We start from the raw sequence: 13,397 nt of genomic DNA, 5'->3' as shown, positions 1-13,397 counted from the left end.
GTACCAGGACGAGGTCTACAACGTCATCATTCGCAAGCCCGCATCTGCCGGTGCCGAGAATGCCCCGACCGTGATGCTGCAGGGCCACATCGATATGGTGTGCGACAAGTTGGGCTCCGTTGAGCACGACTTTACGACCGATGGTATCGACCTGGTCGTCAAGGACGGCGTCCTCACCGCAAACGGCACCACTCTGGGCGCCGACAACGGTATTGCCGTCGCGCTTATGCTTACCGTGCTCAACGACGATTCGATTACCCATCCGGCCCTCGAGTGCGTGTTCACCACCGACGAGGAGACTGGCCTGGTCGGCGCCGAGACGCTCGACAAGTCCCAGATTAGCGCCCGGACCATGATCAACCTTGACTCCGAGGAAGAGGGCGTTGCCACCGTCAGCTGTGCCGGCGGCGTCGTCGTTACCTACACCTGCCCGATCGCGCGCGAGCACAAGACCGGTAGCACCCTCACGCTCGACATCTCCGGCCTGCTGGGCGGCCACTCCGGCAGCGATATCAACCTGGAGCGCGGCAACGGCAACCTCATCATGGCCCGCATCATCGACCGCCTGATGGTTGCCGGCGAGCCCGCCATCGTTAGCTTTAACGGCGGCACCAAGGACAACGCCATCAACCGTGAGTGCAAGGCTGTTCTGGTCTACGCCGACCACGCTGCCGCCGAGGCCGCGGCCCAGATCGCAAAGGGCATCATCGCCGACGTCACTGCCGAGCTCGAGGTCTTCGACCCCGGCTTTACTTGCACCGTCGAGATTGCCGACGACGCCGAGGTTGAGGCCATGGACCAGAAGTCCGCGCTTGCCCTCATCCGCGCCCTGCGCCTTGCCCCTAACGGCGTGATTCGCCGCAACGTCGCCACCGACGGCTCCGTCGAGGTTTCCTCCAACATCGGCGTGGTCGCCACCTCCGATGACGAGGTCAAGATTATGCTGTCCCCGCGCTCTTCGATCACCTCGCTGCAGAACGAGTTCAAGGACCGTCTGCAGACGCTGGCCGATGTCCTGGGCTTCGACGCCAAGTTTGAGTTTGAGTATCCCGGCTGGAGCTATGCCGAGCATTCGCCGGTCCGCGAAGTCTTTGTCGAGAGCTATCGAGAGCTCTTTGGCTCCGAGCTGCGCATCGAGTCCATTCACGCCGGCCTTGAGTGCGGCCTGTTTGCCGAGGCTCTGCACGGCCTGGACGCCATCGCCGTGGGCCCGACGCTCTCCGATGTCCATACCCCGGACGAGAGCATGGAGCTCGCTTCTGCCGAGCGCTTCTACGAGCTGCTCATCGACGTCCTCAAGCGCCTCGCTGCGTAAAGGTTGCGCTAGCAGCAGTCCGAGTCACGTGCTAGCGGATTGCAAATGACATTATGAGAGGGGGCACCCGGTCTTTTGCGACGGGTGCCCCCTCTCTTTTGTTTGATAATTGCGAAATTACGGCCACCTAGTCCATTTCTGCCCTGATGAGGTCGAGGGCGCGCTGGCAGTTTTCGCGGACGGGGCCGAGCATATGCTCGCGCAGGTCCGCCATGCCGGGCAGGTCGGCGTATTCGTCCATGACCTCTTCCATGCAAATGGGTACCTCGTAGGCGAGGTCCATCATGGTCGCAAAGCAAAACTTCTCGGATAGCCCGGCATCGGTGAGCGTCGCCTCCAGCGTGGGGTCGCCCATACCGTGGTATCGGCGGATAGCGCCTGGACCGATGCACCCCACACGATTTTCGCCGCCAACGCTCATGGCAAGGCGCGCCCGGCGGCGCATGCGCTCATACGCCAAACCCGACGCGACATCGTACATTCGAGCCATCATGGCTGCGCCGTCGTTTCCAAGGAGCAGGGAATAGTTTTTCGCGTGCGCATCCGGTGCGCCGATGATGGCGTTAAAGAAAAGTATCTGCGTAAACAGATACAGGTTAAGTTGATGGTGGCTCGTATTTACGAGGAGCTCTTGAATGTCGCGTGTGGTCGGGCCGCCGTCTGCCGTGTACTTTTGGGCGGGCATCACCCCAAGTGCCTGACAGAGGTCTTCTTGATGTAGGCGCCTGATCGTTCCGTCTTTGACTTTCACGCGGTCATAGCGCTCAACAATGAGGGCAGGTTCGTCCTCAAACATACGATATTCGACGTTTGCCGTTGCGATGCCGGCGCGCTGGGCGCTTTTCATGCAGACAAACTCATTGAGAGCCTCGAGTTTAAATCCGATAACGCCATTTTTGAAAATATGCGTCGTGGGCGAGGAGCCCATGCATTCGCACCAGCGGCCGTTTATGAACGCGAGCGCGAACTTGCCCTGGTTGCCTCCAAGTGACCAACTTTCATCTAGACCCATCCACGATGCATCGCGGTCATCTCTGATCGACTTGAGACGAAGAGCAATTTCGTGGTTGTCTATAGGGCGGTATTCGCCAGCGCGATGCCGGACGGCGTCGGTATCTTCTTCGGCACAAAACTGCACGCCGCCCGGACAGTCGAGTCCGATATGGCTGAGCAACGCAACGGGATTGTTGGGCCTAACGTCGAATTCGGCGGCAATCGCTTTTCGTTGGTCCTCGCTGTCGGGTAGAAGGCCAAACAGGTACGGATTCATGACCTGTTGTCCGTATGTGCGATTCGATACGGGTATGTTGGTCGATAGGGCTGGCCCGTCATAGTCATGATCGTAGGTAAAGCTGATAAGACCGTTCTCATCTTGCGTGAGCGTTCCCGCAGGTACGCCGCAAATAATGGTCCGAAGTGATGTTCTGGCCATTGGCTATTTCCCTTCAGACTCGGCTTGAGCGGGTGCGCTAGCGGCAATCGAGACTCCGAGATTGGACATGGCGAAATCGGCGAAGGCCCTGTCGTAGAGCTCGGACGTAAAGGGGGCATCTGCAAGAGCCGGAATGGTTGTGCTGCGACGGTTGCGATGATGAAGACGTTGGGCGTGATGGCGTCTGGAGGTGCTGCAAGGTTGATCAGCATGCGGGGCGTCGACTGGTTGCCCATTTTTCGTTTCGCCTATATCCCCTTGAGCGGCGAGCGCCAGTCCAAGAGCACCGAAAACTGCCAGCAGCTTGTCGAGCCGAATGCCCGTGGCATCTCCCAGCTCGAGCGATGCGAGCAGGCGTTCCGAAACACCGGCTTTTTTAGCGAGGGCGGCACGGGTGATCCCCTGCGCCTCGCGCGCCTGACGCACGTAGATGCCGGCTTGGCGCGGCGTGGTGATGGGAAGGGTATCCATGGCAATCTCCTAACGTGCAGACTTTTGCATCCTAGTATGACATGCAAAAGTCTGCATGAAAAGGCCCATGCAAAACTCTGCATGAGACCTCATACGGACGTTTAGTTTTGAAGGGTGTTTTACAGCACCAAAAAACCCAAGTGTTCCAGCAGGATCTTGAGGCCGATAAGGATAAGCACGACGCCACCCACGATGGTGGCGGGTTTTTCGTAGCGCGCGCCAAAGGTGTGGCCGATCGCTACGCCGGCGACGGAGAAGATAAACGTTGTGACGCCGATAAGCGATACAGCGGGCACGATGTCAACCGAGAGCGCGGCAAACGAGATGCCCACGGCCAGGGCGTCGATTGAGGTGGCGATGGCGAGGATCAGGTACTCGCCCAGTTCAATCTTCTCGGCATCCTTGCCGTCGTCTTCATCCTCGTCTTCGGTAAAGGCTTCCCACAGCATTTTGCTGCCGATGAAGGCCAAAAGGATAAAGGCGATCCAGTGGTCGATGGGGCCGATGATGCTCATGAATTGACTGCCAAGCGCCCATCCGATCACGGGCATGCCTGCCTGGAAGCCGCCAAAGAACAGGCCGAGCACTACGGCGACCTTAAGGTTGATCTTCTTCATGCCAAGGCCCTTGCAGATGGATACGGCAAAGGCGTCCATCGAAAGGCCAACGGCGAGCAACACGAGCTCTGCGAGTCCCATAGTCTGGCTCCCTCTCTGCGGGCGGGCCCGCGTGTACCTCTTGGGGGAGTAACAAAAAAGACTCGTGGCGTACGCGTTGCGCGCACAGCCACGAGTCTCGTTCATTAAGGCAAGCCAGGCCGCATCGGCCAGTGTGTTGACTTGCCGCGCCACCGGAGGCGAACCCGATCACGCGACTACTCCCTCATTTATGCGAATCCCGATGCTACCACATAAGCAGCTCATTTGGATTGGGGCTCTCAGCTGTGTTCGCTCATTCTGTAAGCATCGGATTTTGCGGGCGTCACAGGGGCAAACCGTGAGAAACTTATTGACGTTTATGGAGCGTATACGATGGGAGCGATGCCTTGGATAAGAACGAGCTGCAAAAGCGTATGGAACAGGCCATCCGCCTGACTGCCCCCGGTCAGCCGATCCGCACCGCCCTCGACATGATCATTGCCGGTCACCTGGGCGCCCTTATCTGCGTCGGCGACACCGAAAACGTGCTCGCCGCCGGTAACGACGGCTTCCCGCTCAACATTTCGTTTACCTCGAACCGCCTGTTCGAGCTCTCCAAGATGGACGGTGCCATCGTTATCGATGGCGACCTCACCCAGATCCTGCGTGCCAACTTCCACCTCAATCCCGATCCCTCGCTCGCCACGAGTGAGACGGGCATGCGTCACCGTACTGCCGCTCGCATGTCGGTGCTCACCGACGCCATCGTGATCTCGGTTTCGGCTCGTCGTGCCGTCGTCAACGTGTACGTTCACGGCAAGAGCTACGAGATCCAGCCCGTCACCACCATCATGAGCTCGGTCAACCAGCTCGTCGCCACGCTCCAGACCACCCGTCAGTCGCTCGACCGCTCCTTGTTGCGCCTGACGGCCCTTGAGCTCGACGACTACGTTACGCTCGCCGACATCACCGGCATCTTCTCGAGTTTCGAGATCATGCAACAGGCAAAGACCGAGCTTAAGGATTGCATCGTCAAGCTGGGTAACCAGGGCAAGCTCGTGCAGATGCAGCTCGAGCAGCTCGCGGGCTCCAGCATGGATACCGAATACGACCTGATGATCCGCGACTACGCAAGCGATTCCTCCGAGGCAAACGCCGAGAAGATCCGCGCCGAGCTGAGCCGCATGACGCCTAAGGACCTGTCCGACCCGCAGCACGTGGCGGCAGTTCTGGGCTATGACGACCTGGACGAGGACTCCGTCATGACGCCGCTGGGCCTGCGCACGCTTTCGCGTGTGTCCGTCGTGCGCGACGGCGTGGCCGAGAAGATCGTCGACGAGTACGGCTCGCTGCAGGAGCTCATGGACGACATTAGCGAGGATCCGGAGCGCCTGGGCGACTTTGGCGTCAACAACCCTGCCATTCTTGCGGACTCGCTGTACCGCATGAAGGGCACCAAACAGGGGAACGCATAATGGCGCCCGTATGCGCCGTGGTCGTTGCCGGTGGCAGCGGCCAGCGCTTTGGTAACCCCGGCGGCAAGCAGCTCGTCAATGTAGCGGGCCGTCCGCTTATGAGCTGGTCCATCCGCGCGTTTGACCGTAGCGATAAGGTCGGCCACATCGTCGTGGTTTGCCCTGCCGAGCGCCGTGCCGAGATGCGCCGCCTGGCCATCGACCCGTTTGACTATGACACGCCCATCAGTTTTGCCGATGCCGGCGATACCCGCCAGGACTCCACCCGTGCCGGCGTGCACGCGGTGCCGGCGGGCTTTGAATACGTCGCCATTCACGATGGCGCTCGTCCGCTCATCACGACCGAGGCCATCGATCATGCGATCGACGTGCTTGTGGGCGACCGCTCGCTCGACGGTGTCGTGTGCGGTCAACCCGCGATCGACACACTCAAGATCGTCGACGGCGATAACATCGTCGAGACGCCGCCGCGTGAGCTTTATTGGGCTGCGCAGACGCCGCAGATCTTTAGCGTCGATGCTATGAAGCGCGCCCACGCTGCAGCCATTGCCGAGGGCTTTATCGGCACCGATGATTCGTCGCTGGTCGAGCGCATGGGTGGGCGCGTCCGCTGCGTCCAGAGCCCGCGCGATAACCTTAAGGTGACGGTGCCCGAGGACTTGCGTCCCGTAACCGCGATTCTGCTTGGCCGTATGGCCGAGGGAGAGGACCTTCCCCATGTTCAGTAACCTGCGCATTGGCCATGGCTACGACGTTCACCGTCTGGTGGAGGGGCGTCGATGTATCATCGGCGGTGTCGACATTCCCTACGAGCGCGGCCTGCTGGGCCACTCGGATGCCGATGTGCTCGCGCACGCCTTGGCCGACGCCATTCTGGGCGCCTGCCGTGGGGGAGACATTGGCAAGCTATTCCCCGATACCGACCCCGCCTATGAGGGTGCCGATTCGATGGTGCTGCTCGCTCGCGTGATGGACTACGCGCGCGAGCTGGGCTTCGAGTTTGTCGATGCCGATTGCACCATTGCCTGCCAGCAGCCTAAGATCACCCCGCACCGCGATGCCATGCGTGCCAACCTTGCCCATGCCCTGGGCGTTGACGTCGAAAACGTGGGCGTCGCCGCCACTACGACCGAAAAACTCGGTTGGGAAGGCCAGGGCGAGGGAATCGGCGCCTGGGCCGTCTGCCTGCTACAGAAAACCGTTAAGGAGTAACGAATGCGTATCTACAACAGCGCTACCCATAAAAAGGAAGAGTTCCAGCCCATCGAGTCCGGCAAGGTCCGCATGTACGTGTGCGGCCCCACGGTCTACGACAACATCCACATCGGCAACGCCCGTACGTTCATCAGCTTTGACGTAATTCGTCGCTGGCTCATCGCGAGCGGCTACGAGGTCACATTCGCCCAGAACCTCACCGATGTCGATGACAAGATCATCAAGCGCGCCAACGAGCAGGGCCGTACCGCCGCCGAGGTTGCGACGGAGTTCTCTGACAAGTTTATCGGCGTCATGCGCGCCGCCAACGTGCTCGATCCCGATGTGCGCCCCCGCGCCACCAAGGAGATCGGCCCCATGATCGCCATGATTAAGACGCTCATCGAGCAGGGCCACGCTTACGCCGCCGATAACGGCGACGTGTACTTTGCCGTGCGCAGCGATCCCAACTATGGCCAGGTCTCGGGCCGCAACATCGACGACCTTATGGTTGGCGCACGCATTGAGGAGAACGAGGACAAGAACGACCCGCTCGACTTTGCCCTGTGGAAGGCCGCCAAGCCCGGCGAGCCCAGCTGGCCGAGCCCTTGGGGCGAGGGTCGTCCCGGTTGGCACACCGAGTGCGCCGCCATGGTGCATCGCTACCTGGGTACTCCGATCGACATCCACGGCGGCGGCTCCGACCTTGCCTTCCCGCATCACGAGAACGAGTGCGCCCAGGCCACCTGCGCCTGGCACCAGGGCTTCTCCAACACCTGGATGCACACGGGCATGCTGCTGGTTGACGGCGAGAAGATGTCCAAGTCGCTCGGAAACTTCTTTACGCTGGCCGAGGTGCTCGAGCAGCACTCTGCCGCGGCCCTGCGCCTGTTGATGCTGCAGACGAGCTATCGCTCGCCGCTCGACTTTTCTTGGGAGCGCCTGGAGGGTGCCGAGAACTCGCTCACGCGTATTGCCGGTACGGTCGAGAACCTTCGTTGGGCTGCGAACCATGCGACGGCCGATGCCGATGCGGCTGCCGCCGAGGCGTTTGCCGCCAAGGCCGCCGAGACCCGCGCCGCCTTTAAGGAGTGCATGGACGACGACTTTAACACCGCCGGTGCCATGGGTGCTGTCTTTTGCTTTGTCACCGAGTGCAATCAGTATCTGGAGCAGGCGGGCGATGCTGCCGACAAGGCCGCAGTCCTGGCTGCCGCCGATACGCTGGCCGAGCTGCTCGATACGTTTGGCGTTGAGCTTCCCGAGCCCAAGGTCGAGTTGCCGCTGGGCCTGCTGGGCGTTGCCGCCGGTTTGGTTGCCTACACGGGCGACGACGTGGACGAGGCCGCTGCCAAGATTCTCGAGGCTCGTGCCGAGGCTCGTGCCGCCAAGAACTGGGATCTGGCAGATGCCATCCGCGATCAGCTCAAGGACCTGGGCCTGACGATTGAAGATACCGCCGCCGGCACTCGTATCAAATCTCTCTAATCCCCGCGGGTTTCCCAAGCACCCGACCTTGCCGTTCAAACCGTCGCTCGCGTACTCAAGTACGCGTCGCTCCTCTTTCACGGCAATCTCGGGCACTTGGAAAACCCGTACCGACCGCCCGAATTAATATTCATGGGCGGTCGTTTATTTTGTTTCGTTTGATAGTTGTATTTAGGAGGTCGCTTTATGGCCGACAATCGCAAGCGTGCGCCTCGTGGCGGCAAGCAGGCTGCTTCTGGCTCGCGTTCGATTCGCCGCAATGACCGCGCTGCCGCTCCCAAGGGCCAGCGCGATCGCACCCAGGCCGCACGTCCGCAGCGCGATCGCAACCGCGACGCTGTCCAGACTCCCAAGGGCGAGTTTATCGAAGGTCGTCGTGCTGCCGCCGAGGCGCTACGCACTGGTTTTCCCATCAAGTGCGCGCTCATTGTCGAGGGCGGGGAGCGCGATGCCGCCTTGTCGCGCCTGGTTGACGACCTCAACGCCGCGGGCGTCCGCATTAAGTATGTGCCGCGCGCGCAGCTCGACGCACTGTCGAGCCATGGCGCTCATCAGGGCATCGCACTCGAGGTTGGCAACTTCCCCTATGCTGATGTCGCCGATATTCTCGACCGCGCCGGCGACGGTCCGGCGCTTGTCGTCGTGCTCGACCATGTGACCGACGACGGCAACTTTGGCGCCATTGTGCGCTCCGCCGAGGTCGTGGGCGCGGCCGGCGTCGTCATCGCCAACAAGCGTGCCGCCGGCGTGACCGTGGGCAGCTACAAGACCTCGGCCGGTGCTGTCATGCATCTGCCTATCGCGCAGGTTCCCAATATTGCCCGTGCACTCGATGACCTCAAGGCCGCTGGTTTTTGGGTGGGCGGTGCTTCCGAGCACGCCGAGGGCAGTTGCTGGGATGCTTCCTTCGAAGGTCGCGTGGCGCTCGTCATGGGCTCCGAGGGCGACGGCATCTCACGCCTGGTGCTCGAGAAATGCGACTTTTTGACCAAGCTTCCCCAGCGCGGCATGACCGAGAGTCTCAATGTGGCCCAGGCGACCACCGCGCTGTGCTTTGAGTGGCTGCGCCGCAATGCCGGCGAGCTTATGGGGGAGGAGTAGCGCATGTCCAAGAAGAACCGCGCCAAGTCCAAGGCCAAGCGCTTTGGCGAGGGCTCGGCCAAGCCGATTGTCTCGGCCGCGACCTACGGCGTGGGCGGCAATGCGTTTGCGCAGGCTATCGCCGACCCAGTCTCGACGGTGCACTCCAACAAGCCCGAGCTGCTGGTGGTCGACGGTTACAACGTGATCCACTGCACGCCGCGCTACGAAAAGCTCGTCTACGACCATTCCGACGATCCATATTCCAGCGACGTCCACGATATGGCGCGCACCGCCCTCATCAACGATGTTGCGGCGTTTGCCCAGGGCCGTTACGAGGCCGTGATCGTGTTCGACGGCGCGGGCAACATCTCCAGCGAGCGTCCCAACCTGCCGGCGCGTGGCGTGCGCATCGAGTTCTCGCCGACCGGTGTTTCGGCAGATACCGTGGTGCAGAAGCTCTGCATCGAGGCACGCGAGGAAGGCCGCGCGTGCTCCGTGGTATCGAGCGACGGTACGATCCAGGCCGTTGTCATGGGTAAGGGCGTTACGCGCATCTCGAGCCGCATGCTGGTGGACGAGATCAAACAGATCGATAACGACGTTCACGAGGCAGAGGAAGCTCCGCAGATCAAGATGACTCTGGGCAGTCGCCTGAGCCCCGATGCCCTGGCCAAGCTCAAGGCCCTGCGCGGGAGGTAGGGAAGTTGGCGGGGCAATGCTGCCTCGCTAACTCCATTCAGCGATGTCGATCATTCTTTCGAGGCGCCACGTTAGCGCCTCTTTTAGATATGGCAGCCTTGCCGTGAGCGCGTCGTTTCTGGAAAGAATCTCGATTGCCTCGTCAACGAAGCCTTCGAGTTTGTCGCCGTCAAACCAGCCCATGTCCTCGACGAGCAACATTTGTTTGGCGGGGCTTGAATGAAATTGTGCGCTGGTAAAACTGTGCTCTCCCGCCCTAAGCTCCTCTAGTGATATGTTGCACCAGAGCGATGAGCCCGAATCGAAGATGGGGGCAGGTCTGCAGGCTTGCGTGTTTACGTTTCGCACGAGGCCGAAGTTGCGCCAATGACGATCGTAGTTGGCAATGATGTCGTCACATACGATCATGCGGTCAAGGGCATCCTTGACGCCTGTCACCCCGAGCTCCTCGCAGTTTGCTACATATCGCTCGTAGTCGGTTAGCCGTTCATCTGCGTTTGCGTGCTGGTTTACATAGAACGCAGGGACATACTCTTCTTCATCAGTTAAGAAGACATCGCATGTGCTCAGGGCGGAAGTGCCCGTGCCCTCGAGCGAGTAAGGCACATAATCGCAGGCGTTTAGGATGCGACGGTGGAGCGCGGTCGCCACCAGCTCGTTATAAGGTTCCTGGTCCAGGTGCGCTCCTGCCTTATGCAGAATTCGACGTTCGCCCTCGCACGTCCAGTACTTTTGAAGATTGCCGTCCGAGGTGTTATCGGGCTTTGCGGCAGCCGCTTTTCCCTCTGGGGCAAAGGGTGCAATGGACAGCGAGACGTCATCAAAGGCGTTATTGAAGAAGTTGATATCCTCCCAGGTGAGACCGGAACCTTGGGGCCTAATCCAATACTGGTCGGATAAGGAGAGGCCGAGATTTCGCTGGACGAGTTCATCGGGAACATCGACTGCGGCTTCTGCAAGCAGGGAGGCTAGCCCAATGCGTGCGAGCGGGATACCGCGGCCGCGCCACCAGATGCGGAAGGAGTCTAGCGATATGGGGCTATTAGGGCCAAATACTCCAATAGGGGCGTGGGCGTAATCGATGTCGGCACCGATGTGGGTAAAGTCTTTTCGCGATGTACTGTAGACCAGCTGAGCGACTTCGTACGTGCGGTTCATGAGGGTGAACGCGATCTCGCTCTTACCGTGGCCGCGGCGGGGACGTCCCCCCGTTTTGGTCACAGAGCGGAGTCGCGTGTCGACGCTGTCTTTGTCGATGAGCCATACACCAGAAGCCTTGCGGGCCTCAAGTGCTCCGTTTTTTATGAGCTCCTGCACCCTGCGCGGAGTGATGCCGAGCAGCTCGGCGGCTTCTTTGGTAGTAAGCATCGCGAAACCCTTCGCCAGAACGAATAGTTTTATATATAGCAATTGTAATTAAAACTATTCGTTCTGGCGAATGGTTTTAAGATTGAGGGCGCACTGACAGAAATGAACGGGCCTGGTACGCGTTGTTGCTGGATTTTGCATATTTGTATAACGCCGTGCGGCCTGTTGCGCCCCGTCCGCAATTCCTTTATTCTTAACTCGCTTCGCGTGAAAGCGCCAAGTGTGCCAGTGTGGCGCAACGGTAGCGCAACTGATTTGTAATCAGTGGGTTGCAGGTTCGATTCCTGTCACTGGCTCCATGAGAGTTTCGGGCTCTGTCTCTATATGGGACAGAGCCCGTTTCTATTTAGGTGGTGCGCCATCGGGTTAGCGCCCATCCCGTTTTTGGTTTGTCTCGTCCTCCAGTTTGTCTAAATCTGTAACACCAAGACCGATATTTGGCATCTAACTGTTACAGATTGAGATGAAACTTAGGGTGTTTTAGGAATATCTTGATCTGTAACATGTAGAAGCGGAATAGGCCTCTTGCTGTTACAGATCGAGACAAGGGCGGGTGCGGACCTGGATGTTCTGCTCGAGCGTGGATTTCTGGACACGCGAGAGAAGAAAATCTTCCGACCGGAGAACGAGCGTGGATAATTAACTTGGATAGGGAGCTAAGGTAAACACCGATTGTCTATCGAAGGCTTTAGAAACAACGACCCCGATTTCATTGTGGAATCGGGGTCGTTTGTGCCTGAGGAATCCGAATGGATTAATCGAGCTCCTAAGGGACTTCTTGGGTTCTTGCTAATGGTCTGCCGAGGATGTCCCCAATGCAAGCAGCGGGCATCTACTCAATATAGTTGGGATTCTTCTTGATGATCACGCGTGCAGCGATGAACGAGACAACGATGGCGATGACGGCGACAACGCACGCCAGTACGAAGTTGCCCATGGATCCATCGGGAGCGATAAAGATCAGCGCAGAAAGAAGACCGGGGCATGCTCCCGCAACATACTCCTTCAGGACGAAGATGCCTGCAGGGAGTCCCGCGCAGAGGGCGCCGATTGCTGTGCCGACAAGCAGGCGGGGACGCTCGATGAGGCAGCCGTAAAATGCGGGCTCAGTTACGCCACAGAGTGCGGTGACGGCAACCGTGGTGACCATACCTCTCTTCTCCTTGTTGCCTTTCATTGCAGTTGCCAAGGCGAGACTCGTGCCGCCAATGCAGAGGTTTGAGATGAAGCCAAAGATGATGGGCGCCCAGCCGAGCTGCGCCAAGCTCGTAACTTCGATCGCGATGTAGGCCTTATCAAGACCGAGCATGACAAAATAGGGGTTAAGGGCTGCAAGGATTGGAGTAGCGATAAATGCCACGTTATCCATGAGCCACGTGGCGGCATCACTCAGCGCGTAGCCCATCATGCTGCCGGCGGGGCCGAGGATAATCAGCTCAACAGGCACGACGATGAACATGGTGAGCAGCGGCTTCAAGAACAGTTTGGTAATGTCGGGGATGATTTTCTGAAGACCGCGATCAACAAAGTACATGAACACAACGCCCAGTACGATTGGCACCACCGTGCTCGAGTAGTCATTCGTCGGGATGGGGATGCCAAGAAAGTCGAGACCCTCAGCACCGCTAATAGACGAGCTAATCATGATTGCGCCCAGCAGTGCGCCCATGACAGGCTGCATCTTCATGACGGCGGCGAGCTGATAGCCGAGGTAAACGGGCAGGAAGCTAAATGAGGCGCTGAAGATCGCCAGCAGAACCTGGGCGGTTCCGCTATCGGTGCTCAATCCACAATAATTGACCAGGAGATTCTTGATCGAAAGAATGAGTCCGCCAACGATGAGCGCCGGGACGATGGGCATGAATACCTGTGCAGAGACGTTCCCGAATTTCTCAATCAAGCCCATGGCGGTGTCACCGCTTTTAATGCCTTCTGCAAGGTCTTTGGCGGTTTGGGCATCGTCGGCAACCGTGCCACCGCCGACTTCGATTCCCGCGAAGTCGAGGAAGTCGTTGTAGGCCTCGGTGACGTTGGGGCCGATGATCACCTGAAGCTGGCCACCGCTGACTACTGCCCCGAGCGCCTGGTCAGCCGATTTGGCGAGCTGGAGATCGATGATCGAGGTGTCTCGTGCGTCGATGCGAAGGCGCGTCGCACAATGAGTTACCGATGTAATGTTCTCTTTGCCGCCAACAGCCTTTAGGACTGTTTCGGACATTGCCTGATATTTCATC

The 13,397-nt window shown here is 59.4% G+C and carries 12 protein-coding genes and 1 tRNA gene; 8 read left to right on the top strand and 5 right to left on the bottom strand.

From position 1 onward, the window contains the following. Nucleotides 1-1,315 (top strand): aminoacyl-histidine dipeptidase (locus ABHR76_RS05015; protein WP_346976969.1); only part of this gene is annotated, 1,315 nt, incomplete at its 5' end. 127 nt (nucleotides 1,316-1,442) lie between these two features. Here ABHR76_RS05015 and ABHR76_RS05010 read toward each other — a convergent pair. From ABHR76_RS05010 to ABHR76_RS05000, 3 genes are all read right to left on the bottom strand, one after another. Further along, nucleotides 1,443-2,747, bottom strand: a complete 1,305-nt coding sequence (locus ABHR76_RS05010) for a type II toxin-antitoxin system HipA family toxin (RefSeq protein ID WP_346976968.1) — start codon at nucleotides 2,745-2,747, stop codon at nucleotides 1,443-1,445. A gap of 3 nt (nucleotides 2,748-2,750) precedes the next feature. Then, complete coding sequence (locus ABHR76_RS05005) at nucleotides 2,751-3,218, bottom strand: helix-turn-helix domain-containing protein (protein ID WP_238057642.1); 468 nt, start codon at nucleotides 3,216-3,218, stop codon at nucleotides 2,751-2,753. Between the two features lie 119 nt (nucleotides 3,219-3,337). Further along, entirely contained in the window at nucleotides 3,338-3,916 is a 579-nt protein-coding gene (locus ABHR76_RS05000) for a manganese efflux pump MntP (RefSeq protein WP_195503410.1), read from the bottom strand. 374 nt (nucleotides 3,917-4,290) lie between these two features. Here ABHR76_RS05000 and disA point away from each other — a divergent pair, with 374 nt between their 5' ends. From disA to ABHR76_RS04970, 6 genes are all read left to right on the top strand, one after another. Next, complete coding sequence (disA, locus tag ABHR76_RS04995; protein ID WP_369796797.1) at nucleotides 4,291-5,331, top strand: DNA integrity scanning diadenylate cyclase DisA; 1,041 nt, start codon at nucleotides 4,291-4,293, stop codon at nucleotides 5,329-5,331. Continuing rightward, a complete protein-coding gene (gene ispD / locus ABHR76_RS04990) occupies nucleotides 5,331-6,059 on the top strand; it encodes a 2-C-methyl-D-erythritol 4-phosphate cytidylyltransferase (protein ID WP_022093924.1) in 729 nt (242 codons plus the stop codon). Before disA ends, ispD begins: the two co-directional genes overlap by 1 nt. Next, nucleotides 6,049-6,543 carry a 2-C-methyl-D-erythritol 2,4-cyclodiphosphate synthase gene (ispF, locus tag ABHR76_RS04985; protein WP_006234975.1) on the top strand — a complete coding sequence of 165 codons (495 nt, stop codon included), beginning with the start codon at nucleotides 6,049-6,051 and terminating at the stop codon, nucleotides 6,541-6,543. The genes ispD and ispF overlap by 11 nt, the downstream gene beginning before the upstream one ends. A 3-nt stretch (nucleotides 6,544-6,546) precedes the next feature. Then, the gene (gene cysS, locus ABHR76_RS04980) at nucleotides 6,547-8,013 is read left to right on the top strand and encodes a cysteine--tRNA ligase (protein WP_346976967.1); all 1,467 of its coding nucleotides are present in this window, start codon (nucleotides 6,547-6,549) and stop codon (nucleotides 8,011-8,013) included. Between the two features lie 186 nt (nucleotides 8,014-8,199). Further along, nucleotides 8,200-9,114: a 23S rRNA (guanosine(2251)-2'-O)-methyltransferase RlmB gene (gene rlmB, locus ABHR76_RS04975; RefSeq protein ID WP_346976966.1), complete on the top strand. Its 915-nt coding sequence runs from the start codon at nucleotides 8,200-8,202 to the stop codon at nucleotides 9,112-9,114. 3 nt (nucleotides 9,115-9,117) lie between these two features. After that, on the top strand, nucleotides 9,118-9,795 hold the full coding sequence (locus ABHR76_RS04970) for an NYN domain-containing protein (RefSeq protein ID WP_006234978.1): 678 nt from the start codon (nucleotides 9,118-9,120) through the stop codon (nucleotides 9,793-9,795). Nucleotides 9,796-9,822: 27 nt separating this feature from the next. Here the strand turns inward: ABHR76_RS04970 and ABHR76_RS04965 are convergent, their stop codons facing one another. Continuing rightward, entirely contained in the window at nucleotides 9,823-11,163 is a 1,341-nt protein-coding gene (locus tag ABHR76_RS04965) for a DNA-binding protein (RefSeq protein ID WP_138113135.1), read from the bottom strand. Between the two features lie 224 nt (nucleotides 11,164-11,387). Between ABHR76_RS04965 and ABHR76_RS04960 the strand changes: the two genes are divergently transcribed. Continuing rightward, nucleotides 11,388-11,462: transfer RNA gene (locus tag ABHR76_RS04960), tRNA-Thr, on the top strand. 533 nt (nucleotides 11,463-11,995) lie between these two features. Here ABHR76_RS04960 and ABHR76_RS04955 read toward each other — a convergent pair. After that, entirely contained in the window at nucleotides 11,996-13,396 is a 1,401-nt protein-coding gene (locus ABHR76_RS04955) for a PTS transporter subunit EIIC (protein ID WP_346976965.1), read from the bottom strand. Between the last annotated feature and the right edge of the window lies 1 nt (nucleotide 13,397).

Source organism: Collinsella aerofaciens (assembly GCF_039752985.1).
Lineage (GTDB): Bacteria > Actinomycetota > Coriobacteriia > Coriobacteriales > Coriobacteriaceae > Collinsella > Collinsella aerofaciens_BT.
The sequence above is the reverse complement of the archived record's forward strand: the minus strand, read 5'-3'. Positions and strand labels throughout refer to the sequence as shown.